Below are 26,365 nucleotides of genomic sequence, written 5' to 3'. Positions count from 1 at the left end.
CGATTTCCACAGTATCGACGGCGGACGCATTCCCCGATACTGTATTTTCTGCAATAAGCCATTACGTAACGGCATGACTTTCGATCTGCGCCAGTTGCGCGCCTTCACGACCATCGCCGCGAGCGGCAGCCTCGGCCGCGCGGCCGACGCGCTGCACGTCACGCAGCCCGCGCTGAGCCGCATCCTGAAGCGGCTCGAGGATCAGATCGGCGCGCCGCTCTTCGAGCGTCATTCGAAGGGAATGCAGCTCACCGCGATCGGCGAGGCGCTCTTGCCGCATGCGACGCTCCTGCAGCACGAGGCCGAGCACGCGCGCGAAGAAATCGACGCGCTGCGCGGGCTCGCGAAGGGCGCGATCAAGGTCGGCGCGGTCGGCAGCATCGCGAGCCTCGTGCTGCCCGTCGCGATCGGGCGCGTGCTCGACCGATGGCCCAACCTGCGCATCGAGATCGTCGAAGGCGTGTGGGACCGGCTCGTCGAAGCGCTCCTGACGCACGAGATCGACGTCGCGCTCAGCACGCGCGTGCCGGACACCGACGACGTCGTCGGTGTCCCCGAATGCCGGTGGAACGACGTGAGCCACGTCGTCGCCGCGCCCGATCATCCGCTGCGCGGCGCCGGCATGCCGCTCGCGCTCGCCGACACGCGCGCCGCGCGCTGGGCGATCCCGCCGCGCGGCACCGCGCCGTACGAGCAGATGCGCGCGGCGTTCGACGCGCAAGGGCTCGCGCCGCCTGACATCGCCGTCGAAACCCGCTCGGTGACGGCGCTCAAGAGCCTCGTCGCGCATGCGGGCTTCCTGAGCTGGATGGCCGAGCCGATGTACCGCGCGGAGCGCCGCGCGCACACGATCGATACGCTGCCCGTCGAAGGCGTCGCCGCGACCCGCACGCTGACCGCGTTCCGCCGCCGCCACGGCATCCTGCCCGGCCCGGCGGCGAAGCTGCTCGAGCAGCTCGCGCTGCTGACTCGCCAGCCTTTCTGACACTTCGCGCCGACGCATCGCCCCTCACGCGCGTCGCGCGCGGATTGGCGCGCCGCAGCATCGAAACCGCACGCGATCGCCTTGACTTTCGCCCATCCGGATACGATCATTCGCTCCAATCAAGAGCAAATGATCCATACGAGATTCGGCAGGCGCCCGCCGGCCGTCAGGAGACACGGGATGAGCAGTCCATCCAGCGCCGCGCCGACGATCTTGCACATCGGCGTCGGCTCGTTTCACCGCGCGCATCAGGCGTGGTACCTGCATCGCGTCAACGAAGCGTCGCCCGCCGGCGAGCGCTGGTCGCTCGTCGTCGGCGACATTCGCGACGACATGCTTGCGATACGCGACGCGCTCGCCGCGCAGCACGGCGTCTACACGCTCGAAACGGTCACGCCGCAGGGCGGGCGCGCATACGAAACGATCCGCTCGATCTCGCGCGTGCTGCCCTGGTCGATCGACCTCGCGGCGCTCGTCGACGCGGGCGCCGATCCGGCGTGCAGGATCGTGTCGTTCACGGTGACGGAAGGCGGCTACGCCCTCGACGAGCACGATCGGCTCGACACGTCGAATCCCGATCTCGCGGCCGATCTGCAAGGCGCGCGCGTCACGATCTACGGCGCGCTCGCGGCGCTGCTCGCCGAGCGCGTCGCGCGCGGCGCGGGCCCCGTCACGCTGCAGAGCTGCGACAACCTGCGCAACAACGGCGCGCGCTTTCGCGCCGGCATGCGCGAATTCCTGTCGAGGCGCGGGCTCGTCGATCTGCTCGCGTGGTTCGACGCGAACGTCGCGTGCCCGAACTCGATGGTCGACCGCATCACGCCGCGCCCGACACCCGACGTCCGCGAGCGCGTGCTCGCGGCGACGGGCGTCGACGACGCGTGCCCGGTCATGGGCGAAGCGTTCATCCAGTGGGTGATCGAAGACCGCTTCGCGGCCGGCCGACCGGCATGGGAGAAGGCGGGCGCGGAGCTCGTCGGGGACGTTCATCCGTACGAGGAAGCGAAGATCCGGATCCTGAACGCGACGCACAGCTGCATCGCATGGGCGGGCACGCTCGCGGGCTACGCGTACATCCACGAAGGCACGCACGACGCCGGCATCCGCCGCTTCGCGCACGCGTACGTGACGGACGACGTGATCCCGTGCCTCGCGCCGAGTCCGCTCGATCTCGCGCGCTACCGCGACGTCGTGCTCGACCGCTTCGGCAATCCGCACATCCGCGACACGAACCAGCGCGTCGCGGCCGACGGCTTCTCGAAAATTCCCGGCTTCATCGCGCCAACGCTCGCCGAATCGATCGCGCGCGGCGTCGAGCCTGCGTCGACCGCGGTGCTGCCCGCCCTCTTCCTGCGCTTGCTGCAACGCTGGGCGAAAGGCGCGCTGCCGTACGCGTACCAGGACGGCGTGATGGACCCCGACGCCGCGCGCGCGATCGCGGGCGCGGACGATCCCGTCGCCGCGCTCGCGGGGCAGCGCCCGCTGTGGGGATCGCTCGCCGGCACGGCCGCGCTCGACCGCGCGCTGCGCGCGGGCCTCGCGCGCGTCGACGCGTGGCTCGCGAGCCGCTGAACGGCCGTGCGCGTCACTCGGGTCAAATCGCCATTGGCACGGCAGCGGGCGCGCAGCTAAAGTAGCGGCTCCCTGTCGACGCACCGTTTTCCGCCCATGTATCTCGGCATCGATCTCGGCACCTCCGAAGTCAAGGTGCTGCTGCTTTCGCCCGACGGCATCGTCGTCGGCACGGCGGGCACGCCGTTTACCGTCGCGCGCGCGCATCCGCGCTGGGCCGAGCAGCATCCGGACGACTGGTGGACGGGCACGCTCGCCGCGCTCGCCGCGTTGCGCGCGCGGCATCCTCGCGCCTTCGGCGACGTGCGCGGGATCGGCCTGTCCGGCCAGATGCACGGCGCGGTGCTGCTCGATCGCCACGATCGCGTGCTGCGCCCGGCCATCCTGTGGAACGACATGCGCAGCGCCGACGAATGCGTGGCGCTCGAAGCCCGCGCGCCCGATCTGCATGCGATCGCCGGCAATCTCGCCATGCCGGGCTTCACCGCGCCGAAGCTCCTGTGGGTCGCGCGACACGAGCCGCACGTGTTCCGCGAGATCGCGTGCGTGCTGATGCCGAAGGATTATCTGCGCCTGAAGCTCACAGGCGCGAAAGTGTCGGACCCGTCCGACGCGGCGGGCACGCTGTGGCTCGACGCCGCGAAGCGCGACTGGTCCGACGCGCTCCTCGCCGCGGGCGGCATGGCGCGCGCGCAGATGCCGCGGATCGTCGAAGGCAACGCGCCGTCCGGCACGCTGCGCGCGGACGTCGCACGCGAGCTCGGGCTCGCCGAGGCGGTCGTCGTCGCGGGCGGCGGCGGCGACAATGCGACGAGCGCGCTCGGCATCGGCGCGACGCAGCCGGGCGACGGCTTCGTGTCGCTCGGCACGTCGGGCGTGCTGAGCGTCGTCGGCGACCGCTTCCGGCCGAACCCGGCGTCGGCCGTCCACACGTTCTGCCACGCGATTCCCGAGCGCTGGCAGCAGATGAGCGTCGTGCTGTCGGCGGCGAGCTGCCTGCGCTGGATCTGCAAGCTGACGTCGACCGACGAGCCGGCGCTCCTCGCCGAAGTCGCCGCGCTCGATCCCGCCGCCTGCGGGAACGCGCCGTACTTCCTGCCCTATCTGTCGGGCGAGCGCACGCCGCACAACGATCCGTACGCGCAAGGCGTGTTGTTCGGGATGACGCACGGCACCGACCGCGCGCTCCTCGGCTACGCGGTGCTCGAAGGCGTGACGCTCGCGCTCGCCGACGGCTTCGACGCGCTGATCGCGGGGGGCACGCAAACCGACGCGCTGTCGCTGATCGGCGGCGGCGCGAGGAGCGCGTACTGGGCGCAACTGATCGCCGACGCGCTCGGCGTGCGCACGCGCCGGCACGGCGGCGGCGAGACAGGCGCGGCGCTCGGCGCGGCGCGGCTCGGCTGGCTCGCGGTCGGCGGCGATCCGCGCGAGGTGCTGAAGAAGCCGCCGCTGCGCGATGCGTTCGCGCCGAACGCGGCTCGCCACGCGGCGCTGCGCGAGCGGCTCGACACGTTCCGCGCGCTGTACCGTCACGTGCGGCCGCTGTTCGAGCCGTCGCGCGAGCGGCTCGCGTGAGCGCCGTGCGCTACAGTGCGAACTTTTCCCCGGCGCTCGACGGCCCGCCTGACGCCCGCCTGACCTGAGATCCCTCTACCGTGTCCAAATCCTCCGAAAAACTCGATCTCGCGACGCGCGCCGCGTGGCTCTACTACGTCGCGGGCGACACCCAGAACGAAATCGCCGAGAAGCTGCAGGTGTCGCGCCCCGTCGCGCAGCGCCTCGTCGCGTTCGCGGTCGAGAAGAACCTGATTCGCGTGCGCGTCGACCATCGCGTCGCCGACTGCCTCGATCTCGCCGCGCAGCTATCGCAGCGCTACGGCCTCGCGATGTGCGAAGTCGTGCCGATCGACGGCGACGCGCCCGACGCGATCGACCGCAAGCTCGCGGTCGCGGGCGCGCAGGTGATGGAGCGCTATCTGAACGAAGAAAGGCCGATGGTGGTCGCGGTCAGCAGCGGCCGGACGCTGAAGGCCGCGGTCGCGCAGATCGCGCAGCTCGAGCGGCCGCAGCACCGGCTCGTATCGATGGTCGGCGCGATCGCGCAGGACGGCTCGTCGAACCCGTACGACGTCGCGCAGCACATCTCCGAGAAGACGGGCGGCAAGCATTTCCTGCTGCCCGCACCGCTCTTCGCGGACAGCGACGCCGAACGCGCGCAGTGGTGCAATCACCGGCTGTACCGGATCGTCGAGAAACTGTCGGCGCAAGCGGACGTCGCGTTCGTCGGCGTCGGCAACATCGGCGCGCACTGCCCGCTGTTCGAGGACGGCTTCATCACCGCCGACGAGCTGGGCGAAATGGTCGAACTCGGCGCGGTGGCCGAAATGCTCGGTCTGCCGATCGATGCGCAAGGCCGGCGGATCGAGGCGTCGACGAGCGCGCGCGTGACGAGCGTCGCGCTCGACGCGCCGCCGAGGCGTCCGACGATCGGCTTCGCGGGCGGGCCGCGCAAGCGCGTCGCGGTGCTCGCGGCGCTGCGCGGCGGGTGGCTGTCGGGGCTCGTGACCGACGAGACCTGTGCGCGGGCGGCGCTCGTCGAGCAAGCCTGCTAGCGACACGCCGCGTGCTGCGCCGCATCAGTCGCGTTTCGACAGACAAACGTCCGATTTCGTCGGGTAGTCCGTTTTATGGAAAGCGATGCTGACCGGCATCCCGTCGCTTCCGGCGGATCGGGCGGCGTCATTTCCGTCGTTCCGCTTCGCCACGCGCATCCCTTCGGAGAACCTCGATGAAAACAGGACGTCGACACTTCGTTCGCTCGTTGGCGAGCGCCTCGGCCGCGATGGCCGCCGCCGCATGGTCTCCGGCGCGCGCCGCGTCCGACGCGTCCGCCACGCCCGCCGCCCCGCTGTCGCTGACGCCCGGCCGCTGGTCGCCGCACAACGTCGCGCGGCTGCGCGCCGTGCTCGCCGCGCACGGTGCGTCGAGCCCGCGCTACCGCGCCGATCGCCGGCCCTACGCGGTGTTCGACTGGGACAACACGAGCATCATGAACGACTGCGAAGAGGCGTTGCTGATGCACCAGATCGACGGGCTGCATTACCGGCTGACGCCTGGCCAGTTCTCCGCGATCCTGCGCCAGGGCGTGCCGGACGGCCCGTTCGACGCAAAGCTCGGCTACACGACGATCGACGGCAAGCCGGTGCGGATGGAGGACATCGCGGCCGACGTCGACAATGACTATCGCTGGCTGCACGCGAACTATCAGGGCCTCGGCGGCGACAAGCCGCTCGACGAGATCCATCGCAGCGAGCAGTTCTTGGATTTCCGCGCGAAGCTGTATTTCATGTACGACGCGATCTGCGACACGTATCCGGTCGAGATCGGCTACAAGTGGATCATGTACTGGTACGCGGGCATGACGCGCGACGAGTTGCAGGCGATGGCGTATCAAAGCAACGTCGCGAATCTCGGCGACGCGCTGCGCAAGGTCACGTACGAAAGCTCGCGCGCGCTGCCCGGCCGAGCGGGCGTCGTCGCCGCGACGCACTTCCACGGCATCCGCATCCACGAGGAAATCCGCGCGATGATGGACACGCTGCGCTCGAACGGGATCGACGTGTACGTCAGCACCGCGTCGCTCGACGACGTCGTGCGCGTGTTCGCCGGCCATCCGGCGTTCGGCTACGGCGTGCCCGACGCGAACGTGATCGGCATGCGGCTCGTGACGGCCGACGGCAAGTACGTGAACGAATACGCGCCGAACTGGCCGTTCAACTACGGGCCGGGCAAGACCGTCGGCATCCGCAACGAGCTGCAGTCGAAGAAGGGCTACGGGCCGCTCCTCGTATTCGGCGACAGCGACGGCGACGCGTGGATGCTGCGCGACTTCGCCGACACCGCCGTCGGCGTGATCGTCAACCGGATGAAGAAAGGCGAGATCGGTGTCGACAGCCGGAAGGCGGCCGAGCAGATCGGCGCGAAGGACGCGCGTCTCGTGCTGCAAGGACGCAACGAGAACACCGGGCTGATGGTCGCCGACGAGCGCTCGATCAAGTACGGCAAGAGCGATCCCAAGCTGCTCGCGTGATCGCGCCGGCGCGCGCGCATCGCACCGCAATGCGCACCGCAACGCGCACCGCAATGCCCGCCGCGACGCGCGCCGGATCGGGCGACAGGCCAGATCCGGCGCGGCCCTCGCGTCAAGCCGCCATCGCGTGCTTCGGCTTCCGCTTGAACGCGCGCCCCGCTTCGTCGAACAGATGGCAATGCTCGGGCTGCGCGCCGACGCGCAGCCTCTCGCCCGCGCGATACGTGTCGAGCGGCGGAATCCGCGCGATCAGCCCGTCCGGCGCGATGGGCGACTCCGCGTACAGATAGGCGGCGTCGCCGAGCGACTCGACCGCCATCGTTCGCGCGACGATGCCATCGCCGCCCGCGATGCCGACGTGCAGATGCTCGGGCCGGATGCCGACCGTCACGCGCTCGCCCGCGCGCAGCGCCGCCGCATCGACGGCGACGCGCTGCGTCTCGCCCGATTCGAAGCGCACGAGCGCGCCGTCGGCCGACGCGGATTCGACGACGCCCGCGAGAAAGTTCATCTTCGGCGAGCCGATGAAACCCGCGACGAACTGGTTCGCGCTCGCGTGATACAGCGCGTTCGGCGTGCCGACCTGCTGGACGCTGCCCGCCGACAGCACGACGATCTTGTCGGCGAGCGTCATCGCCTCGACCTGATCGTGCGTCACGTAGATCATCGTCGTCTTCAGCGCGTCGTGCAGCCGGGCGAACTCGAGCCGCATCTTCACGCGCAGCGCCGCGTCGAGGTTCGACAGCGGCTCGTCGAACAGGAACACCTTCGGCTTTCTCGTGATCGCGCGGCCGATCGCGACGCGCTGCCGCTGGCCGCCCGACAGTTGTTTCGGCTTGCGGTCGAGCAGATGGTCGATGTGCAGGATCTTCGCCGCCTGCCTGACCGCGTCGTCGATCTCCTGCTTCTTCGCGCCCGCGAGCTTGAGGCCGAACGCCATGTTGTCGTAGAGCGTCATGTGCGGATAAAGCGCGTACGACTGGAACACCATCGCGATGCCGCGCTTCGCGCTCGGCACATCGTTGAGCTTCGCGCCGTCGATCAGCAAGTCGCCGCTCGAGATGTCCTCGAGCCCGGCGATCATCCGCATCAGCGTGGATTTGCCGCAGCCGCTCGGCCCGACGAACACGACGAACTCGCCGTCCGCGATGTCGAGATTGACGTTGCGCAGCACTTCGTTGTCGTCGTAGCGCTTCGCGATATTGCGCAGGAGCACGCTTGCCATGATTTGTCTCCGTTCAGTTAGGCGGCCGCGCGACGATCGAACGCGCGCGGCGCGATCGTTCAGTGCGGCTGCACCGCGCCCGTCGCGACCCATTGCGCGACGAGCCCGGGCAGCTCGCGCATGTCGTCGAACACGCGCCGCGCGCCGATCCCGCGCAGCGCACCGACCTGCGCCGGCGACGTGTGAGCGCCGCCGACGAAGCCGAGCACCGTCATGCCCGCCGCCGCCGCGGCCGTCACGCCCGTCGCGCTATCCTCGACGACGAGGCACCGCGACGGCGCGACGCCGAGCGCGCGCGCGGCGGCGAGATAGACGTCGGGCGCGGGCTTCGGCCGCGCGACGCCGTCCGCGCAGAAAAGCCGCTCGCCGAAGAAACGCTTCAGGCCCGTCCGGCGCAGCGCGGCGTCGACGTAATGCCGCCGGCTGTTGCTCGCGCACGCGATTGTCAGATCGATCTGCGCGAGCGCCGCGTCGATGCCGTCGACGATCGGCGCCTCGACGGCCGCTTCCTCGACGCTGCGCCGAATCGCTTCGACATCCGAATCGGCGAGCGCACGGCCTGCGCGCGCGCTCGCGCTGCCGAGCACGCGCTCGGTCCGCAGGCCGAGGAGCGGCATCACGATCGGACGCACCGCGACGCCCGGCCAGCGCGCTTCGAGCTCGCGCACGAGCACGTCGGCCGCGATCGCCTCGCTGTCGATCAGCACGCCGTCGCAGTCGCAGACGAGCACGCGCGCGTCGTTCGCCCGCGCCGTCGCATTTGCCGTCGCACTTGCCGTCATTTGACCGCCCCGAACGTGAGGCCGCGCACGAGCTGCTTCTGCGACAGCCAGCCGACGACGAGGATCGGCGCGACCGCGAGCAGCGACGCCGCCGACAGCTTCGCCCAGAAGAGCCCTTCGGGGCTCGAGTACGACGCGATGAACACGGTCAGCGGCGCGGCGTTCGAGCTCGACATATTGATGCTCCAGAACGCTTCGTTCCACGACAGGATCACGAGCAGGAGCGCGGTCGACGCGAGCCCCGGCAGCGCCATCGGCATCAGCAGATAGACGATCTCCTGCCACGTCGACGCGCCGTCGATGCGCCCCGCTTCGAGGATGTCCCTCGGAATCTCGTTGAAGTACGTGAAGGTCATCCACACGGCGATCGGCAGATTGATCAGCGTGTAGACGATCACGAGCCCCGAGACGGTGTCGAGGAGCCCCGCGTTCTTCCACAGCAGATAGATCGGCACGAGCACGCCGACGGACGGCATCATCTTCGTCGACAGCATCCATAGCAGCACTTTCTGCGTGCGCTTGCCGGGAAAGAACGCCATCGCGTACGCGGCGGGCACCGCGAGCAGCAGGCAGATCACGGTGACGCCCGCCGAGAGCAGCACCGAGTTCCACGCGAACGCGAAGTAGTTGCTGCGCGCGAACACCTCGCGGAAGCTGTCGAGCGTCGGCACGAAGACGAGCGCCGACGAATACGCCTGCTGCTCGGTCTTGAACGCGGTGATCGCCATCCAGAAGATCGGGAAGAACAGCACGAGCGCGACGAGCCACGCCAGCACGCCGGGCAGCGCGCGCTTCACGGCGCCGAACGCGGCGGGCAGCCCGCCGCCCGCGCCGCGCGAAGTCCCATGCGAAGTCGATACGGTCAGATCGCTCATGCTTCGTACTCCCCTTTCAGATTCCGCGCGAGCATTCTCACGAGGAAGAACGACACGACGTTCGCGAGCACGACGGCGAGAATCCCGCCCGCCGATGCAAGCCCGACGTCGAACTGCTGCAGGCCGAGCGCGTAGATCAGGTACGACAGGTTCGTCGTCGCGTCGCCCGGGCCGCCGCCCGTCGTCGTATAGATTTCCGCGAAGATCGACAGCAGGAAGATCGTCTCCATCATCACGACGACCGCGATCGCGCGCTTCAGGTGCGGCAGCGTGATGTAGAAGAACATCGCGATCGGGCCCGCGCCGTCGATCCGCGCGGCCTCCTTCTGCTCCTGGTCGAGCGACTGGATCGCGGTGAAGAGAATCAGGAAGGCGAACGGCAGCCATTGCCACGAGACGATCATCACAATCGACGCGAGCGGATATTGCGCGAACCAGTCGATCGGCTGCATCCCGAGCGCGCGCATTGAACGCGCGACGAGCCCGTATACCGGATGCAGGATCATGTTCTTCCAGATGAGCGCCGACACCGTCGGCATCACGAAGAACGGCGCGATCGCGAACAGGCGCGCGACGCCCTGCCCGTAGAACTTGCGGTCGAACAGCACGGCCATCAGCACGCCGCCGGCCACCGTGATCGCGAGCACCGAGCCGATCAGCGCGAGCGTGTGCCAGATCGCCGGCAGGAACGACGGATCCGTCGCGAGAAAGCGGTAGTTGTCGAGGCCGGCGAAGCCTTGGACGTCGGGGTTCAGCAGGTTGTAGCGCGAAAGCGAGAACCAGATCGTCATCGCGAGCGGGATCGCCATCCACAGGAACAGCACGGCGACGGACGGCGTCGCGAGCCAGCGCGCCGGCTTGCCGCGCGCGCGCTCGCCGGCAGCGGGCCCCGCGTCGCCGAGCGACGCCGAGTGAGCGAGAGGAAGACGTAAGTGACGCATGATCGGGACCACCTCTTTCGATGCGCGGGCGCGCGTGCCGCTTGCGCCCGCGTCACTGCGATGCCGTGCGCGCCGCGCCCGCGAGCGGCGCGGCGCGCGCGGCGCCTCACTTCCGGTAGCCGGCCTGGCGCACCGCGCGATCGGCCGCGGCCTGACCGGCGGCGAGCGCCTGATCGACGCTCATCTGCCCCGCGACCGCGCCCGCGATCGCCTGGCCGACGACCGTGCCGAACGACTGGAATTCAGGAATGCCGACGTACTGGACGCCCGTGTACGGCACCTTCTTCAGCGAAGGATCGTTCGGATCGGCGGTCTGGATCGCCTTCAGCACGAAGTCGGAGAACGGCGCGGCGGCCTTGTACTCGGCGCGCTGATAAGTCGATTGGCGCGTGCCCGGCGGCACCGACGCCCAGCCTTCGTCCTTGCCGACCATTTCGACGTACTGCTTCGACGTCGCCCATTCGATGAACTTCTTCGCCGCGTCCTGCTGCTTCGATGTCTTCGGGATCGCGAGCGCCCATGCCCACAGCCAGTGCGAGCCCTTCGGCGTGGCGGCCACGGGCGCCGCCGCGAAGCCGATCTTGTCCGCGACCTGCGACTGCTGCCTGTTGTACAGCATGCCCGCCGCGACCGTCGCGTCGATCCACATCGCGCACTTGCCCGACGCGGTGAGCGTCAGGTTCTCGTTGAAGCCGTTCGAGCTCGCGCCCGGCGGCCCGTTCTTCCTCAGCAGGTTCACGTAGAAGTTGATCGCCTTCTTCCATTCGGGCGACGTGAGCTGCGCGTTCCAGTTCTCGTCGAACCAGCGGCCGCCGAACGTGTTGACGACCGTCGACACATACGCCATGTTCTCGCCCCAGCCGGCCTTGCCGCGCAGGCAGATCCCGTACGTGCCGTTCGCCTTGTCGGTCAGCTTGTCGGCGAACTCGGCGATCTGGTCGTAGGTCGGCTGCTCGGGCATCTTCAGGCCCTTCGCCGCGAACAGATCCTTCCGATAGAACGTCATCGAGCTCTCGACGTAGAACGGCAGCGCGTAGAGCTGGCCGTTGTACGACAGCGAGTCGCGCGCCGTCTTGATCACGTCGTTCAGATCGTAGTCGGCGGGCAGATTCGTCATCGGCGCGAGCCAGCCGCGCTTGCCCCACTGCGGCGCCTCGTACGTGCCGATCGCCATCACGTCGAACTGGCCGCTGCCCGTCGTGATGTCGGTCGTCGCGCGCTGGCGCAGCACGTTTTCTTCGAGAATCACCCAGTTCAGGCGAATGTCCGGGTTCGCCTTCTCGAACGCGGACGACAGCTTCTTCAGCTCGATCATGTCCGGGTTGTTGAGCGTCGCGACCGTCAGCGTCGCCGCCTGCGCGGCGAGCGCCGACGACGCGAGCGCGGCGCCCGCGAAGAGGCGCGCGGCGGCGGCGATGAACGTCTTTCGTTGCATGGCATGTCTCCTGTCTTGATATCGTGTTTGCCGCCCGTCGGGCGGGCTGCTTCAAGCGCTTTGCTGCATTCCGCACGCGCGCGCGTAGCGCGAGATCACGTCCCGGATTCGATGGCGCACCCACGCGACCGGCTCGCGCGCGAGCTCGCCGCGACGGCACGCGGCATACACGTCGGGCAGCCACTGCGCGACGAGCGTCTCGGGCGGCGCGCGGTGCGCGAGGTTGTCGAAGAGGCGCGCGAGCGCCGCCGCGACGGCGGGCTGCAGCCAGTAATAGCGGATCCGGTCGCTGTAGCTGAACTGGCGCGCGAGCCGCTGCGCGAGCGCATCTCCGCGGTAGTACGGCGCCCAGTATTCGGGACGCTCGCGCATCGCCGCGTCGATCACGTCGCGCAGCTGCGAGCGCTCGGACGCGTCGTCGAAGAGCGCATCCTCGATGTAGGTCAGCGCGAACAGCGCCTCGCGCAACGCGAAGGTCAGCGCCGGCCCGACCTTCAGGATCGCGAAGTGATCGCGCACGAGCGCGGCGAGCGCGTCGTCCGTCTGATAATCGGTCGAATGCGCTTCGAACACGAGCGGCGGCGTGCGCAGGATGCTCGCGCCGAGCTCGGCTCCGCGCGCCGGATCGTAGTCGAGCACGCGACGATCGTCGAAGTCGACGCCCGGCTGCGCGACGATCGCGATCACGCGCGAGCACGCGTCGCGCAAGCCGTGCCGCGCGAACGCGTCGCGATGCGCGGCGAGCGTCGCGCTCACGCTGTCCGCGCGCGTGACTTCGATTTGCGCAAACGCGCCGCGATGGCCGGCCGCCGCGCCGCGCGCATCGCTCGCGGGGGGATTCGCTTCGCCGCCATGCTCGTTCGCCGCGCCATGCGCCGCTTCATGCGCCACGCCGGTTGCCGTGTTCGTTGCCGCCGCGCTCACCTCGCCGCCCGGCGTCGGCACTTCAGTGCCGATCACGTAGACGGGCGACACGCCCGCGGCGGCGGCCGCCTCTTCCGCGGCCGCGCAAAGCTGCGCCGCGCGCTCGGCGATCGTCGCGTCGGACAGCGGCGCGGCATCGTCCGCGCACGCCATGCTCGCGTCGAGATGGATCTTCATGAAGCCCGCGGCGACGTACGCGGCGACCATCGCTTGCGCCTCGCGCATCGCGTCGCGCGCACACAGGTGCCGCCACGGATTCGGGCCGAGGTGATCGCCGCCGAGAATCAGCGCCTGCGCCGGAAAGCCCGCGTCGCGCGCGAGCGCGTCGACGTCGCGCCGGAAATCCGCGGGCGTCATCCCGGTATAGCCGCCGCGATGATTGACCTGATTGCAGGTCGCCTCGACGAGAAGCGGCGATTCGTCGGCGCGCGCCGCTTCGAACGCCGCTTCGAGCACGAGGCGATGCGCGCTGCACACCGAATAGATGCCGCGCGCGCGGCCCGCGCGGTTCGCGTCGAAGATCTCGCGTAGCATCTGCACCGGGTGGCCGGTCGCACGCGGTTGTTCGGCGACGGTGCTCACGCCGCGCATCGCCCCTCCCGCTCGGCGAGGAAGCGATCGATTTCGTCCGGCATGCTGTTGCCCTCCATCGGCCCGACGCGCGACACGGCGAGCGCGCCCGCCGCGTTCGCGCGAGCGAGCGCGGTCGCGACCGGCAGCCCCGCGATCACGCACGCGACGAACGTGCCGCCGAAGCAGTCGCCCGCGCCGGTCGGATCGACTTCGGCGGTCTCGTATGCGGGCGCGGCGACGCTGCCCGTGCGGTCGAACGCGGCGCTGCCCGCCGCGCCGCGCTTCAGCACGACGCGCTCGAGGAGCGGATGCGTCGCGAGCAGCCCCGCGATCGCGCGCTCGGGCGGCTGCGGCCCGCAGAAGAACGGCAGATCGGCGTCGCTCGGCAGGAACAGGTGGCACGCGTCGAGCATCTCGCGCAGCGCCGAGCGCATCGGCGCGAACGCGAGCATCTCGGCGCGCACGTTCGGATCGAACGAGATCTTCGCGCCGACGCGCGCCGCCTCGATCACGCCGCGCTTCACCGCGGCGATCGCGTTCTCGCTCGTGAGCGACGAGCCCATCACGTGGAAATAGCGGCAGCCCGCGAACATCGACGGCTCGACGTCGGCCGGCTCGAGGAGCGCGGATGCGCTGCCTTCGATGCTGAATACGAATTGCCGGCCGCCGTCCGCGCGATAGGCGACGCATGCGATGCCGGTCGGCCGCGCGGCGCGGCGAACGTGCGCGACGTCGACGCCGTGGCCCGCGAGCCGCGCGACGATCGCATCGCCGAACGCGTCTTTCCCGACGCAGCCCGCGTACGCGACCGACACGCCCATGCGCGCCGCCTGGTCGGCGAAGATCGCGGGTGCGCCGCTCGGAAACGGGCCGGCGAACGCGCCCGGCACATCGAAGCCCTGGCCGCGCTGCGCGGCGACGAATTCGGCGAGCAGTTCGCCCGCGGCGACGATCGCGGCCATCACATCGGCTCGCGCAGGGCCGCCCCGAGGCGGCTGACCGCCCCCGCGCGGGAGAAAGAGCGACGAAAGCATGGGAATCGTTTCATGTCAGCTCATCCAGTTGCCGCCGTCGACGTTGAGCGTCTGGGCGGTGATGTAGTCGGCATCGGCCGACGCGAGGAACAGCGCGGCGCCGGTGAGATCGTCGGGCGCGCCCATTCTGCCGAGCGGCACCGCTTCGCCGACGAGCCGCTTCTTTTCGCCGAGCGGGCGGTTCTCGTAGCGCGCGAAGAGCGCGTCGACCTGCTCCCACATCGGCGTGTCGACGACGCCGGGCGCGATGCCGTTCACGTTGATCCGGTGCTTCGCGAGCGCGAGCGCGGCCGACTGCGTGTAGCTCAGCACCGCGGCCTTCGTCGCGCAGTAGTGCGACACGAGCGCCTCGCCGCGGCGGCCCGCCTGCGACGACATGTTGACGATCTTGCCGCCGCGCCCCTGCTCGACCATCCGCTGCGCGACCGCCTGCATCAGGAAGAACATTCCCTTCACGTTGACGGCGAAGAGGCGGTCGAACACGTCCCACGATTCGTCGAGGAGCGGGCGCATGTCGAAGAGCGCCGCATTGTTGAAGAGGATGTCGACGCCGCCGAAGCGTTCGACCGCCGTGGCGACGATGCGCGCGATGTCGTCGCGGCGCGTGACGTCCGCCGGCACGGCGATCGCGCGGTCGGAATGCGCGGCGATGAGCCGCGCGAGCGAGCCGTCGGCCGGTTTCAGATCGGCGAGCACGCAAAGCGCGCCCTCTTCCAGATAGCGTCGCGCCACCGCTTCGCCGATGCCGCTTGCCGCGCCCGTCAGGATCGCGACCTTCTCCTGCAGTCTCACTGGTGTCTCCGATTCGTTATACGTCGCGCCGCCGGCCGTCGAATCGAGCGTTCGCCCGCCGATCGATCATTTGCTCTATATGCGAACGAATGATCGACCACGAATCCGGCACTGTCAAGGCGGAAAAGCGGTCTTTCGATGATGCGCCGCCGCATCGCGAATGCGGGCGGCTCAGGCGGGAGAAGGGCGACAGGCGGGGTCGCAGGCGGGGTGCGCGGCGCGAGGATGCAATGCGCCCGGATACGTTATATCATCACGCCATCTTCCGTCCGACCGGTTCGCACGATGGCCTCGACCCACTCCCTCGCCGCCCGCCTCTCCCGCGCCGACGCGTTCGCCGCCGAGCACGGGCTCGCGTGGACGCCGCTGCGCCGGCAGGTCTACGAGCGCGTGCTCGCCTCCGGCCGGCCGATCGGCGCGTACGATCTGCTCGCCGAGCTCGAGCCGCAGCGTGGCCGCGTACCGCCGACGACCGTCTACCGCGCGCTCGAATTTCTCGTCGAGCACGGCTTCATCCACCGGATCGAATCGAAGAACGCGTTCATCGCGTGCTGCGAGATCGGCAAGCCGCACGAAGGGCAGTTCCTGATCTGCGAGGAATGCGGCGAAACCGTCGAGATTCCCGGCGGCGATCTCGCCAAGCAGCTCTCGGCGAGCCCGCCCGCGCACGGCTTCGAGGTGCATCGGCAGGTCGTCGAGCTAACCGGCCTCTGCGGACAGTGCAAGACGAAGCACGCGCACCACGGCTGAGCCGCTCGACATCTTTTCCGGCTGCCTTTCCCGGCTTTTCATTCCGTCAACCGAATCGAGGATCGACCGCATGTCCTTTGCCGCCACGTTGCGTGCGCCGTTGCGCACGTTTGCATCTTTGTCGCGCGCGCCGCGTTCGGCAGGCTCGCCGCTCACGCTGCGCGCGTCGCGCGTGACGCGCACGCTCGCCGCCGGCGTCGCCGCGCTCGCGTTCGCCGGCACCGCGTTTGCGCAGAACGCGACGTTCAAGATCGTCGCCGCCGAGAACTTCTACGGCGACGTCGCGAAGCAGATCGGCGGCGCGCACGTCGTGGTGTCGAGCATCCTCAGCAATCCCGATCAGGATCCGCATCTGTTCGAAGCGAGCCCGAAGGTCGCGCGCGAGCTGCAGCGCGCGGACCTCGTGATCTACAACGGCGCCGACTACGATCCGTGGATGGCGAAGCTCCTCGCCGCGTCGAAGAATACGAAGCGCAAGGCGGTCGTCGTCGCGGAGCTCGTCGGCAAGAAGGCGGGCGACAACCCGCACCTGTGGTACGACCCGGCGACGATGCCCGTCGCCGCGCGCGCGCTCGCCGCGGCGCTCGGCTCGGCGGATCCCGCGCACAAGGCGGAGTACGACGCGAACCTCGCGAAGTTCGTTGCGTCGATCAAGCCGATCGACGCGAAGGTCGCCGAGCTGCGCGCGCGCTACAAGGGCGTGCCCGTGACCGCGACGGAGCCCGTGTTCGGCTACATGGCCGATGCGATCGGGCTCGAGATGCGCAACCCGCGCTTCCAGCTCGCGACGATGAACGACACCGAGGCGAGCCCCGCCGATATCGCCGCGTTCGAGAACGATCTGAGAAAGCGCCAGGTGCGCGTGCTGATCTACAACAGCCAGGCGGTCGAGCCGATGACGAAGCGGATGCTGACGATCGCGCAGGATGCGCGCGTGCCGACGGTGAGCGTCACCGAAACGCAGCCCGCCGGCAAGACCTTCCAGCAATGGATGCTCGCGCAGCTCGACGCGCTCGCGGCGGCGCTCGGCCAACGTCCGTAACGACATGACCCAATCCATGCATGCGCTCGAACTCGAACACGTGACGCTCGCGCTCGGCGGCCGCACGATCCTGCGCGACGTGAGCTTCGCCGTCGAGGCGGGCGAGTTCGTCGGCGTGCTCGGGCCGAACGGCGCGGGCAAAACGACACTGATGCGCGCATTGCTCGGCCTCGTGCCGGCCGAATCCGGCGCGATCCGCGTCGCGGGCGAGCCCGTCGCGCGCGGCAATCCGGCGATCGGCTACATGCCGCAGATCCGCAGCGCGCTCGCCGGACGCCGCGTGCGCGGCCACGACTTCATCGCGATGGCGGCGGACGGCCATCGCTGGGGGCTGCCGCACGCGAGTGCGTCGGTTGCGGCCGACGTCGACCGCGTGCTCGAGCTCGTCGGCGCGACGGCCCTCGCGAAGCGGCCGCTTTCCGAGCTATCGGGCGGCGAGCGCCAGCGCCTGCTGCTCGCGCAATGCCTGCTCGGCACGCCGAAGCTCCTGCTGCTCGACGAGCCGCTCATCAGCCTCGATCCGAATCATCAGCGCGGCGTCGTCGAGCTCGTGCGGCGCGTGCAGCGCGAGCTCGGCATCACGGTGCTGTTTTCCGCGCACGAGCTCAACCCGCTGTTGAACGCGCTCGATCGCGTGCTGTATCTCGGCAACGGCGTCGCGGCGCTCGGCACCGTCGACGAAGTGATCACGAAGCCCGTGCTGTCGCGGCTGTACGGCTCGCCGATCGACGTGATGCGCGTGAACGGCCGCATCTTCGTGATGTCGGGCAACGTCGAGGTCGAGAAGCACGATCACGGACACGAAGACGAGCACGACCACGAGCATGCTCACGGACATGGCCACGCCCATTCACACGGCGCCGGACACTCACACGATGTTTGAATACGAATTCATGATCAACGCGTTCGCGGCGGCGGGGATCGTCGCCGTGCTCGCGGGCATCGTCGGCTACTTCCTCGTGCTGCGCGGGCAGACGTTCGCGGGCCATGCGCTGTCGCACGTCGGCTTCACCGGCGCGACGGGCGCGGCGCTCCTCGGCCTGTCGCCGATCTGGGGGATGGTCGGCTTCACGCTCGCCGCCGGCATCGGCATGGGCGCGCTCGGCGAGCGGCTCGCGGGCCGCGACGTCGCGATCGGCGTGATCCTGTCGGTCGCGCTCGGCTGCGGGCTGCTGTTCCTGCATTTCTACACGAGCTACGCGACGCAGGTCACCGCGCTCCTGTTCGGCAACGTGCTCGGCGTGAGCCACGCGACGCTCGTCGTGCTCGCCGCGATCGGCGCGGTAAGCCTCGTCGCGCTCGCGGCGATCGCGCGGCCGCTCCTCTTCGCGTCGCTGCAGCCGGAGCTCGCGGAAGCGAAGGGCGTGTCGCTGCGGCTCGTGTCGATCCTGTTCCTGTCGATCTGCGCGCTCGCCGTCGCCGCGTGCACGCAGATCGTCGGCGTGCTGCTCGTGTTCACGCTGCTCGTCGGGCCCGCGGCCGCCGCACAGAATCTCGCGACACGCCTCACGGCGGGCGTCTGGCTCGCGGCCGCGTTCGCGCTCGGCGAAGCGTGGCTCGGCATCACGCTCGCGTATTACACCGACTGGCCGACGAGCTTCTGGATCACCGCGCTGTCAGCCGTCGTCTATGGCGCGAGTCTCGCCGGGCGGCGGCACAGCGCGTGAGTTCGGCGGCGCGCGAAGCACGCCGATCGGCCGATAGAAAAGCCCACGCCGCTCGCCTGAGCCGTGTGGGCTTTTTTTCGTTGCCGGGTCGCTCTCGCGAGCGATCTATCGCATGCTCATCGGCACAGCACGCGCGCGTGATGCTCGATGTGATCGGCGATGAACGTCGAAATGAAGTAATAGCCGTGATCGTAGCCTTCGTGACGGCGCAGCGTGAGCGGCTGCCCCGCCGCGCGGCACGCGGCCTCGAACACGTCCGGGTTCAGCTGCGTCGCGAGGAACGGGTCGGCGAGTCCCTGATCGATCAGGATGCCTTCGCCGAAATGCGGCGCGTCCGCGCGCGCAACCAGTTCGCTTGCGTCGTACTGCTTCCACGCGTCGCGATCGGCGCCCAGATAACCGGAAAACGCCTTCTCGCCCCACGGGCAACGCGTCGGCGCGGCGATCGGCGCGAACGCCGACACCGACCGATACACGCCCGGATTGCGCAGCGCGAGCACGAGCGCGCCGTGGCCGCCCATCGAATGGCCGAAGACGCCGAGCCGCGCGCCGTCGATCGGCAACCCGGCCGTCACGATCTCGCGCAGCTCGTCGACGACGTACGCATCCATCCGCCAGTGCGTCGACCATGGCGCTTCGGTCGCATTCACGTAGAAGCCCGCGCCGACGCCGAAATCCCACGCATCCGCCTCGCCCGGCGCGCCGGCGCCGCGCGGGCTCGTATCGGGCGCGACGAGCGCGATCCCATGCCGCGCGGCGAAGCGCTGCGCGCCCGCCTTGATCGCGAACGTCTCCTCGGTGCACGTGAGGCCCGCCAGATAGAACAGCGCCGGCACGCGGCCGTGCGCCGCCTGCGGCGGCACGTACACCGAGAACTGCATTGGCAGTCCGATCGCCTTCGATTCATGGCGATAGAAACGCTGCTCGCCGCCGTGACACGCGTGCGACGAAACGAGTTCGAGCATTGTCCGTCTCCTGTCGATCAAATGCCGACCGAACCAGGCGCCTTGGCGCTTGGTTCGGTCCGATGCGAAGCTGTTAGCGCATTGGCGCCGGCTCCGCTCGCATGCAAGGTCCGCGATCAGTACAGCACGACCGAGCGGATCGACTCGCCCTTCTTCATCAGATCGAAGCCGTCGTTGATCCGCTCGAGGGGCAGCGTGTGCGTGATCAGGTCGTCGATGTTGAGCTTGCCTTCCATGTACCAGTCGACGATCTTCGGCACGTCGGTGCGCCCGCGCGCGCCGCCGAACGCCGAGCCTTTCCACTCGCGGCCCGTCACCAGCTGGAACGGCCGCGTGCTGATCTCCTCGCCCGCCGCCGCGACGCCGATGATGAACGACTGGCCCCAGCCCTTGTGCGTGCACTCGAGCGCCTGGCGCATCACCTTCACGTTGCCGATGCATTCGAACGAATAGTCCGCGCCGCCGTCCGTCAGCTGCACGATATGATCGACGACGTTCTCGACCTCGCTCGGGTTGACGAAGTGCGTCATGCCGAATTTCCTCGCCAGCTCGACGCGCTTCGGGTTGAGGTCGACGCCGATGATCTTGTCCGCGCCGACCATCTTCGCGCCCTGGATCACGTTCAGGCCGATCCCGCCGAGACCGAACACGACCACGTTCGCGCCCGCCTCGACCTTCGCCGAGTAGACGACCGCGCCGACGCCCGTCGTCACGCCGCAGCCGACGTAGCAGATCTTGTCGAACGGCGCGTCCTCGCGCACCTTCGCCACCGCGATCTCCGGCACCACGATGTAGTTCGAGAACGTCGACGTGCCCATGTAGTGGAAGATCGGCTTGCCGCCGATCGAGAAGCGCGAGGTCGCATCGGGCATCAGGCCCTTGCCTTGCGTCGCGCGGATCTTCTGGCACAGGTTCGTCTTGCGCGACAGGCAGAACTTGCACTCGCGGCATTCGGGCGTGTAGAGCGGAATCACGTGGTCGCCCTTCCTCACGGTGCCGACGCCCGGACCGACGTCGACGACGACGCCCGCGCCTTCGTGGCCGAGGATCGCCGGGAAGATGCCTTCGGGGTCCGCACCGGAGAGCGTGTAGTAGTCCGTGTGGCAGATGCCCGTTGCCTTCACCTCGATCAGCACCTCGCCCGCGCGCGGACCTTCGAGATCGACCTCTTCGATCGTCAGCGGTTCGCCCGCCTTCCAGGCGATCGCGGCTTTTGTTTTCATGCGTGTTCTCCAGAGAAGTAGCTGGGTTGAGTGCCCAAAGTGTATCCGCATGCACGGCCGGCCCGGCGGCAGCGGCAAGGAAATTGGCAGGAATCGGCGGAAAGTTGTCAGGACCCGGCGGGCGTCGCAATGCCCGTTCCTGCGGCGCCGCCCGCTCCGCTCCTCCCGCCCGGCCGCGCAGAGGCCCGGGAGCCGAACGCCCGCGACGGGCGACGGGCGACGGACTACGGGCGTCGCCCGCGCATCCGGAGCACGCGCGCCCCCGCCCGACGGGCGGACATGCCGCCCGTGATTGTGCCCCAACTCGCCGCACGCCGCCGTTCGTCGACGGGGCGCGATCGGTCGCGACGCGCGAGCGACCGGATAAACGAACCGGCAATACCGGTGCAGGCGCGCCGCCGGACGCAGCGCGCTCCATGCCCCAGGGCAGCCGCGCCCGCCGGGAGCGCGCGCGAACAACGGCGACCGTGCGCGCCGGGGTGCGCTCCCGCGGCGCGAGCGATCGTCCGGATCGATGAAACGGGTTAAGATCGGCGCCGTCTCGGCAAGTCGATGGTGAAGCGGCATGGCAGCGGAAATTCCCCCCCGGCATCGAACGACGACCGTCGATGTCGTGATCTATCCGGGGTTCAAGGCAATTGAAGCCGTCGGCGTCATCAACGTGTTCGATTATGCGAACGCGCGGCTCGCCGCCCGCCGGACACGCGCCCGTCTATGATCTTCAGATCGCCGCGCCCGCGAAGGGCACAGTCAAGTCCGACACCCTCATCGTGCTCGAAGCGACCAAGGCGATCGACACCCTCGCCGTGCCGGACACGGCAATCGTCGTCGGCGCGCGCGACATCGAACGCGCGCTGCGCGACACGTCGATGCTCGTCGGCTGGTGCCGCGACGTGTCCGGCCGGATCGGCCGGATGGTGGGGCTGTGCTCCGGCTGCTTCTTTCTTGCCGAGTCCGGGATGCTGGACGGCCGCCGGGCGACGACGCACTGGAGCGTCGCGACCATGTTGCAGGTTCGCTATCCGGCGGTAAAGGTGGAACCCGACGCCATTTTCGTGCGGGAAGGCAACGTGTGGACTTCGGCGGGCGTCACGGCCGGCCTCGATCTCGCGCTCGCGATGGTCGAAGAGGATCTCGGCCGGGAGATCGCGCTCGCCGTCGCGCGCGATCTCGTGATCTACCTGAAACGGCCCGGCGGACAATCGCAGTTCAGCGTCTATCTGGCCAGTCAGATGACCGCTCACTCGTCCATCCGCGACGTTCAGGACTGGATTCTGAATTCGCTGGACGAGCGTTTGACCGTTGCGCAGCTCGCGAAGCGCGCCGCGATGAGCGAGCGCAACTTCATCCGCGTCTTCGTGCGGGAAACCGGATATCGTCCGGCCGAATTCATCGAAATCGCGCGACTGGAAAAAGCGCGTCGAATGCTCGAGCAAGAGGGACTGCCGCTCAAGACCGTCGCCGTTCGCAGCGGATTTCATTCCGACGATCAACTACGGCGCGTGTTCGTGCGCCGCCTGGGCGTGACGCCCGGCGCCTACCGCGAACGGTTCTCCGGCACCGGCGTGCGCGAGCTGCCCGCGAGCGGCGACGCGGACTGAAGCGCCGGCCGCGCCGGCGGTCTCCCGCCAGGCGCCCGGCGAAACGCCGTGCGTCGCCGTGTCCGACCACCGTTTTCGGCAGCGCGGCGATGCGATTCGCATGGCGAACACATCGCTTTCACGACGCTGTTCGCGTCGCGCCCGTCGAAGCGGCGTCGACGCCGGCCGACGCGACGGAAACACTCACACGCCCGCCGCGAGCCATGCTTCGGTGCGTCGGTAAAGTTCGACGAAGCGCGCGCGGCGCGCGGCAAGCGCGGCATCGTGCGTCGGCGCGCCGACGCGGGTGGCCCCCGGCGCGAGCGCGGCGAGCTCCGCCGCCCGCCAATGGCCCGCCGCGACGCCGCCGAGCAGCGCCGCGCCGCGCGCGGCGGCGTCCGCGCCGTCGACCGCGAAGAGCTCGACGTCGAGCGCATCGGCGAGCAGTTGCCGCCAGCGCGGCTCGATCGAGCCGCCGCCCGCGAGCCGCAGCGCACGCACGGGCGAGCCGTCGGCGCGGATCGCGTCGAGCCCCGCGCGCAACGCGAACGCGACGCCTTCGAACGCCGCGCGCATCAGCGCGCCGCGCGAGTCGCCGAGCGACAAGCCGAGCCAGCCGCCTCTCGCGGCGGGATTCATCCACGGCGAGCGCTCACCCGTCAGATACGGCAGGAAGCTGATCTGCGGCGACGCGTTCGCGCCGAACGCGTCGTCGTAGGCGGCGCGCCAATCCGGATAGACGAGCCAGCCGCGCGCCGATTCGAGCGCGATCCCGACGTTCTGCATCGCGGCCATCGTGTAATAGCGCGCGCCGCCCGCCGCACGATAACGGTGCAAGCCTGCGCGCGGCGCGGCGCCCTGCGCGGTCAGCACGACGATCTGGCCGCCCGTGCCGGTCGTCAACAGCGCGTCGCCGTCGTGCGCGAGGCCGCTGCCGAGCGCCGCGCACGGCGTGTCGCCCGCGCCCGTCGCGAGCGCGATGCCCGCAGGCAGGCCGAGCGCGCGCGCCGCATCGGCCGACAACGTGCCGCACCGCGCGTCCGATGCGCTCGGCGGCGCGAACAACGCGCGCGGCAAGCCGAGCGATTCGATCAGCGCATCGTCCCAGTCCCCGTCCGGGCCCGCGAGCGCGGTCGCGCACGCGTCGGACGGATCGCTCGCGACATCGCCGCCCAGCGCAACGCGCAGCCAGTCTTTCGGCTGCAGCGCCCAGCGCGCGGCGCGCAGCGTGTCGGGCTCATGCGCGGCGAGCCACGCGAGCAGCGGCCCCGCCATGCCGGGCGATACGGGATTGGACGCCGCGGGCCAGCTCGCGACGAGCGCGGTCGCGCGCGCATCGGGCCACAGCATCGCGGGCCGCAGCGCGCGCCCGGACGCGTCGGTCAACACGACGCCGTGCATCTGCCCGGAAAAGCCAATCGCCCGCACCCGCGCGCGCTCGCGTTCGGGCAAGCGCTGCGCGGCGTCGGCGAGCGCGCGCCACCACGCGGCGACGTCGATCTCCGCCCAGCCGGGCCGCGGCGTCGCGACCGCGTACGCGGCGCCCGCCGACGCGCACGCGCGCCCGTCGCCGTCGACGATCGCGAGCTTGAGGGAACCGGTCCCCAGATCGATGCCGAGAAATCGCATAACGAAACATGGATTCGAATGAGCCGACGCCGATGATAAACGTCTGCTCGGCGGCGCTCACGCAATCCGCGCACACCCCCCAAATTTCCGCACGAAACGGCTGCGCGCGGGTTAACCCGGTGCGAATTTCGCGCGTCGCGCGCGGCCACTATGCCGAGCCGTCGATACAGACCATAAACCAGACGATATTTGGCGACGTCGACCGATCAATTTTGGCCGGCGATAAAACCGCGACACCCACTTGCCCCGCAGGTCCCCGAGATGAACGCATCGCTCCCCGACGCCCCGCGCGCATATCGACGCAGCAAAGCACGGAATAGAACCCAGTGCTCTTGTTGCGGTTCGTCGATGCGCATACCGTTGAATCATCTTCAAAACAAGATCATGGAGTGAGACAGATGCAATCGAACACGGTCCATCCGTGCGATGACGTGCTGCCGTCCGGCAAGCTGCTGACGCTCGGGCTGCAACACGTTCTCGTCATGTATGCCGGCGCCGTCGCGGTGCCGCTCATCGTCGGCGGCGCGCTCAAGCTGCCGAAAGACCAGATCGCCTTCCTGATCAGCGCGGACCTGTTCGCGTGCGGGATCGCGACGCTGATCCAGACGCTCGGCCTGTGGATCTTCGGGATCCGCCTGCCCGTCATCATGGGCTGCACGTTCGCGGCCGTCGGCCCGATGATCGCGATCGGCACGAACCCCGGCCTCGGCATCCTCGACATCTTCGGCTCGACGATCGCGGCGGGCGCGATCGGCATCGTGCTCGCGCCGATGATCGGCAAGCTGCTGCGGTTCTTTCCACCCGTCGTCGTCGGCACCGTGATCTCGGTGATCGGTCTGTCGCTGATGGAAGTCGGGATCAACTGGGCGGCGGGCGGCGTCGGCAATCCGAATTACGGCGATCCGGTCTATCTCGGCCTGTCGCTCCTCGTGCTGATGCTGATCCTCCTCATCAGCAAGTTCGGCCGCGGCTTCATCGCGAACATCTCCGTGCTGCTCGGCATGGTCGCGGGCTTCGCGATCGCGTTCGCCGCGGGCCGCGTGAACACCGACGGCGTCGCGGCCGCGCCCTGGGTCGGCTTTGTGATGCCGTTCCATTTCGGACTCCCGCATTTCGATCCGCTGTCGATCGCGACGATGGTGATCGTGATGTTCGTCACGTTCATCGAGTCGACCGGGATGTTCCTCGCGGTCGGCGACATGGTGGAGCGGCCCGTCGATCAGGACACGCTCGTGCGCGGGCTGCGCGTCGACGGGCTCGGCACGCTGATCGGCGGCATCTTCAACTCGTTCCCGCACACATCGTTCTCGCAGAACGTCGGGCTCATCGGCGTGACGGGCGTGAAGAGCCGCTTCGTCTGCGCGACGGGCGGCGCGATCCTCGTGCTGCTCGGGCTCTTTCCGAAGATGGCGCAGCTCGTCGCATCGGTGCCGCCGTTCGTGCTCGGCGGCGCGGGCATCGTGATGTTCGGGATGGTCGCGGCGAACGGCGTGAAGGTGCTGTCGAAGGTCGACTTCGTGCGCAACCATCACAACCTGTTCGTGGTTGCGGTGAGCATCGGGCTCGGGCTCGTGCCCGTCGTGTCGCCGAACTTCTTCTCGAAGCTGCCCGCCGCGCTCGCGCCGATCCTCCATAGCGGCATCTTGCTCGCATCGGTGTCAGCCGTCGTGCTCAATCTCGTGTTCAACGGCATGAAGGGCGAGAAGGATGCGCGCAGCGACATCCGCCGCGCGGGCCGAGACTTCGACAGACAGCCTGCCGACCTGCATTGAGCCGCGACTGCGCGCCGCCCGCCGCCCGCCGCCGCGCAGTCGATCGGACAAAAACGCCGCTTTTCGAATGGCATCCCAAAAAGCCGGACACTGATCCGATCTCCGGGGTACGGTTCATTTCGCGGCACATTCCGTTTCTCGACGCGTCCGCCGCGCTGAAGACAAAAAACCCCGCGTTCCGAAGAACGCGGGGTTTTTGTTCACGCATCGCGATGCGACGCAGCCGCTTCCGCTCGCACGGCGCGCGACGAACGAATCGACCGCCTTCGTCCGCCGTGCGGCGCGCGCGAACGCTCAGCCGGCCGTCGTCGCGCTGGCCGCAGCGGCGGGCGCGGCCGACGCCGGCGCCGCCGCCTTGCCGTAGTCGACCGGCGCGTCGGCCGGGCGCGGCGTCTCGCCCGCGCGCTCGATCCAGCCGCCGCCGAGCGAACGATACAGGTCGACGAGATTCGACCAGCGTGCGAGCCGCGCGCTGATGAGCTGCTGCTGCGCCGAGTACAGATCCG

The 26,365-nt window shown here is 69.3% G+C and carries 21 protein-coding genes and 2 pseudogenes; 11 read left to right on the top strand and 12 right to left on the bottom strand.

The annotated features are described in order from the left end of the window. Window positions 1-73 precede the first annotated feature (73 nt). The 5 genes from WS62_RS28080 to WS62_RS28060 all read left to right on the top strand — a co-directional run bounded on the left by WS62_RS28080 (window position 74) and on the right by WS62_RS28060 (window position 6,650). Entirely contained in the window at window positions 74-985 is a 912-nt protein-coding gene (locus tag WS62_RS28080; RefSeq protein WP_066577899.1) for a LysR family transcriptional regulator, read from the top strand. A gap of 129 nt (window positions 986-1,114) precedes the next feature. Continuing rightward, window positions 1,115-2,557, top strand: coding sequence for a D-arabinitol 4-dehydrogenase (gene dalD / locus WS62_RS28075; protein WP_066577897.1), 1,443 nt, complete (start codon window positions 1,115-1,117; stop codon window positions 2,555-2,557). Between the two features lie 96 nt (window positions 2,558-2,653). Continuing rightward, entirely contained in the window at window positions 2,654-4,135 is a 1,482-nt protein-coding gene (gene xylB, locus WS62_RS28070) for a xylulokinase (RefSeq protein WP_066577895.1), read from the top strand. An 80-nt stretch (window positions 4,136-4,215) separates the two neighbouring features. Then, on the top strand, window positions 4,216-5,172 hold the full coding sequence (locus WS62_RS28065) for a sugar-binding transcriptional regulator (protein ID WP_066577893.1): 957 nt from the start codon (window positions 4,216-4,218) through the stop codon (window positions 5,170-5,172). A 176-nt stretch (window positions 5,173-5,348) separates the two neighbouring features. After that, window positions 5,349-6,650, top strand: a complete 1,302-nt coding sequence (locus WS62_RS28060; RefSeq protein WP_066577889.1) for a haloacid dehalogenase-like hydrolase — start codon at window positions 5,349-5,351, stop codon at window positions 6,648-6,650. Between the two features lie 112 nt (window positions 6,651-6,762). Here WS62_RS28060 and WS62_RS28055 read toward each other — a convergent pair whose 3' ends face one another. The 8 genes from WS62_RS28055 to WS62_RS28020 form a co-directional block, all read right to left on the bottom strand. Next, the gene (locus WS62_RS28055) at window positions 6,763-7,875 is read right to left on the bottom strand and encodes an ABC transporter ATP-binding protein (protein ID WP_066577886.1); all 1,113 of its coding nucleotides are present in this window, start codon (window positions 7,873-7,875) and stop codon (window positions 6,763-6,765) included. Between the two features lie 59 nt (window positions 7,876-7,934). Beyond that, window positions 7,935-8,657, bottom strand: coding sequence for an HAD family hydrolase (locus tag WS62_RS28050; protein WP_066577883.1), 723 nt, complete (start codon window positions 8,655-8,657; stop codon window positions 7,935-7,937). Further along, window positions 8,654-9,532, bottom strand: coding sequence for a carbohydrate ABC transporter permease (locus WS62_RS28045; protein ID WP_066577880.1), 879 nt, complete (start codon window positions 9,530-9,532; stop codon window positions 8,654-8,656). Before WS62_RS28045 ends, WS62_RS28050 begins: the two co-directional genes overlap by 4 nt. Beyond that, on the bottom strand, window positions 9,529-10,473 hold the full coding sequence (locus WS62_RS28040) for a carbohydrate ABC transporter permease (protein WP_066577877.1): 945 nt from the start codon (window positions 10,471-10,473) through the stop codon (window positions 9,529-9,531). Before WS62_RS28040 ends, WS62_RS28045 begins: the two co-directional genes overlap by 4 nt. Before the next feature lie 106 nt (window positions 10,474-10,579). Next, complete coding sequence (locus WS62_RS28035) at window positions 10,580-11,908, bottom strand: ABC transporter substrate-binding protein (protein ID WP_066577875.1); 1,329 nt, start codon at window positions 11,906-11,908, stop codon at window positions 10,580-10,582. Window positions 11,909-11,959: 51 nt separating this feature from the next. Further along, window positions 11,960-13,423, bottom strand: a complete 1,464-nt coding sequence (locus WS62_RS28030; protein WP_066577872.1) for a class II D-tagatose-bisphosphate aldolase, non-catalytic subunit — start codon at window positions 13,421-13,423, stop codon at window positions 11,960-11,962. Next, a complete protein-coding gene (locus WS62_RS28025) occupies window positions 13,411-14,367 on the bottom strand; it encodes a sugar kinase (protein ID WP_066577871.1) in 957 nt (318 codons plus the stop codon). Before WS62_RS28025 ends, WS62_RS28030 begins: the two co-directional genes overlap by 13 nt. 87 nt (window positions 14,368-14,454) lie before the next feature. After that, window positions 14,455-15,231 (bottom strand): L-iditol 2-dehydrogenase, encoded by a 777-nt coding sequence (locus tag WS62_RS28020; protein ID WP_066577868.1) that lies wholly within the window; start codon window positions 15,229-15,231, stop codon window positions 14,455-14,457. A 285-nt stretch (window positions 15,232-15,516) separates the two neighbouring features. Here WS62_RS28020 and WS62_RS28015 point away from each other — a divergent pair, with 285 nt between their 5' ends. The 4 genes from WS62_RS28015 to WS62_RS28000 all read left to right on the top strand — a co-directional run bounded on the left by WS62_RS28015 (window position 15,517) and on the right by WS62_RS28000 (window position 18,690). Beyond that, window positions 15,517-15,981 (top strand): Fur family transcriptional regulator, encoded by a 465-nt coding sequence (locus WS62_RS28015; RefSeq protein WP_010101957.1) that lies wholly within the window; start codon window positions 15,517-15,519, stop codon window positions 15,979-15,981. A gap of 70 nt (window positions 15,982-16,051) precedes the next feature. Further along, window positions 16,052-17,023, top strand: a complete 972-nt coding sequence (locus tag WS62_RS28010; RefSeq protein ID WP_066577865.1) for a metal ABC transporter solute-binding protein, Zn/Mn family — start codon at window positions 16,052-16,054, stop codon at window positions 17,021-17,023. Between the two features lie 16 nt (window positions 17,024-17,039). After that, entirely contained in the window at window positions 17,040-17,906 is an 867-nt protein-coding gene (locus tag WS62_RS28005) for an ABC transporter ATP-binding protein (RefSeq protein ID WP_066577864.1), read from the top strand. Then, the gene (locus tag WS62_RS28000) at window positions 17,899-18,690 is read left to right on the top strand and encodes a metal ABC transporter permease (RefSeq protein WP_066577862.1); all 792 of its coding nucleotides are present in this window, start codon (window positions 17,899-17,901) and stop codon (window positions 18,688-18,690) included. Before WS62_RS28005 ends, WS62_RS28000 begins: the two co-directional genes overlap by 8 nt. 116 nt (window positions 18,691-18,806) lie before the next feature. On the opposite strand, the gene fghA is transcribed toward WS62_RS28000, so the two are convergent. Together fghA and WS62_RS27990 are read right to left on the bottom strand one after the other, a co-directional pair. Then, the gene (fghA, locus tag WS62_RS27995; RefSeq protein ID WP_066577856.1) at window positions 18,807-19,655 is read right to left on the bottom strand and encodes an S-formylglutathione hydrolase; all 849 of its coding nucleotides are present in this window, start codon (window positions 19,653-19,655) and stop codon (window positions 18,807-18,809) included. A 116-nt stretch (window positions 19,656-19,771) separates the two neighbouring features. Further along, on the bottom strand, window positions 19,772-20,878 hold the full coding sequence (locus tag WS62_RS27990) for an S-(hydroxymethyl)glutathione dehydrogenase/class III alcohol dehydrogenase (RefSeq protein ID WP_059596722.1): 1,107 nt from the start codon (window positions 20,876-20,878) through the stop codon (window positions 19,772-19,774). A gap of 565 nt (window positions 20,879-21,443) precedes the next feature. Here WS62_RS27990 and WS62_RS27985 point away from each other — a divergent pair. Then, window positions 21,444-22,479, top strand: a pseudogene (locus WS62_RS27985) (GlxA family transcriptional regulator). A 183-nt stretch (window positions 22,480-22,662) separates the two neighbouring features. Here the strand turns inward: WS62_RS27985 and WS62_RS27980 are convergent. Beyond that, window positions 22,663-24,087: a xylulokinase gene (locus tag WS62_RS27980; protein ID WP_066577854.1), complete on the bottom strand. Its 1,425-nt coding sequence runs from the start codon at window positions 24,085-24,087 to the stop codon at window positions 22,663-22,665. Window positions 24,088-24,485: 398 nt separating this feature from the next. Between WS62_RS27980 and WS62_RS27975 the strand changes: the two genes are divergently transcribed. Next, window positions 24,486-25,859, top strand: coding sequence for a nucleobase:cation symporter-2 family protein (locus WS62_RS27975; RefSeq protein WP_066577846.1), 1,374 nt, complete (start codon window positions 24,486-24,488; stop codon window positions 25,857-25,859). Between the two features lie 294 nt (window positions 25,860-26,153). Here the strand turns inward: WS62_RS27975 and WS62_RS27970 are convergent. Then, window positions 26,154-26,365, bottom strand: a pseudogene (locus WS62_RS27970) (multidrug transporter); the annotation flags it as partial.

Origin of the sequence: Burkholderia sp. ABCPW 14 (assembly GCF_001523835.1) — a bacterium.
In the GTDB taxonomy this organism is placed as follows: Bacteria; Pseudomonadota; Gammaproteobacteria; order Burkholderiales; family Burkholderiaceae; genus Burkholderia; species Burkholderia mayonis.
Note: the sequence above shows the minus strand (reverse complement) of the source record. Positions and strands in the feature narration are given on the sequence as shown.

Coding starts and splice junctions, on each gene's coding strand:
- WS62_RS28080 (WP_066577899.1), top strand. CDS start 74: ATGACTTTCGATCTGCGCCAGTTGCGCGCCTTCACGACCATCGCCGCG.
- dalD (WP_066577897.1), top strand. CDS start 1,115: ATGATCCATACGAGATTCGGCAGGCGCCCGCCGGCCGTCAGGAGACAC.
- xylB (WP_066577895.1), top strand. CDS start 2,654: ATGTATCTCGGCATCGATCTCGGCACCTCCGAAGTCAAGGTGCTGCTG.
- WS62_RS28060 (WP_066577889.1), top strand. CDS start 5,349: ATGAAAACAGGACGTCGACACTTCGTTCGCTCGTTGGCGAGCGCCTCG.
- WS62_RS28055 (WP_066577886.1), bottom strand. CDS start 7,875: ATGGCAAGCGTGCTCCTGCGCAATATCGCGAAGCGCTACGACGACAAC.
- WS62_RS28050 (WP_066577883.1), bottom strand. CDS start 8,657: ATGACGGCAAGTGCGACGGCAAATGCGACGGCGCGGGCGAACGACGCG.
- WS62_RS28045 (WP_066577880.1), bottom strand. CDS start 9,532: ATGAGCGATCTGACCGTATCGACTTCGCATGGGACTTCGCGCGGCGCG.
- WS62_RS28040 (WP_066577877.1), bottom strand. CDS start 10,473: ATGCGTCACTTACGTCTTCCTCTCGCTCACTCGGCGTCGCTCGGCGAC.
- WS62_RS28035 (WP_066577875.1), bottom strand. CDS start 11,908: ATGCAACGAAAGACGTTCATCGCCGCCGCCGCGCGCCTCTTCGCGGGC.
- WS62_RS28030 (WP_066577872.1), bottom strand. CDS start 13,423: ATGCGCGGCGTGAGCACCGTCGCCGAACAACCGCGTGCGACCGGCCAC.
- WS62_RS28025 (WP_066577871.1), bottom strand. CDS start 14,367: ATGGCCGCGATCGTCGCCGCGGGCGAACTGCTCGCCGAATTCGTCGCC.
- WS62_RS28015 (WP_010101957.1), top strand. CDS start 15,517: ATGGCCTCGACCCACTCCCTCGCCGCCCGCCTCTCCCGCGCCGACGCG.
- WS62_RS28010 (WP_066577865.1), top strand. CDS start 16,052: ATGTCCTTTGCCGCCACGTTGCGTGCGCCGTTGCGCACGTTTGCATCT.
- WS62_RS28005 (WP_066577864.1), top strand. CDS start 17,040: ATGCATGCGCTCGAACTCGAACACGTGACGCTCGCGCTCGGCGGCCGC.
- WS62_RS28000 (WP_066577862.1), top strand. CDS start 17,899: ATGTTTGAATACGAATTCATGATCAACGCGTTCGCGGCGGCGGGGATC.
- fghA (WP_066577856.1), bottom strand. CDS start 19,655: ATGCTCGAACTCGTTTCGTCGCACGCGTGTCACGGCGGCGAGCAGCGT.
- WS62_RS27990 (WP_059596722.1), bottom strand. CDS start 20,878: ATGAAAACAAAAGCCGCGATCGCCTGGAAGGCGGGCGAACCGCTGACG.
- WS62_RS27980 (WP_066577854.1), bottom strand. CDS start 24,087: ATGCGATTTCTCGGCATCGATCTGGGGACCGGTTCCCTCAAGCTCGCG.
- WS62_RS27975 (WP_066577846.1), top strand. CDS start 24,486: ATGCAATCGAACACGGTCCATCCGTGCGATGACGTGCTGCCGTCCGGC.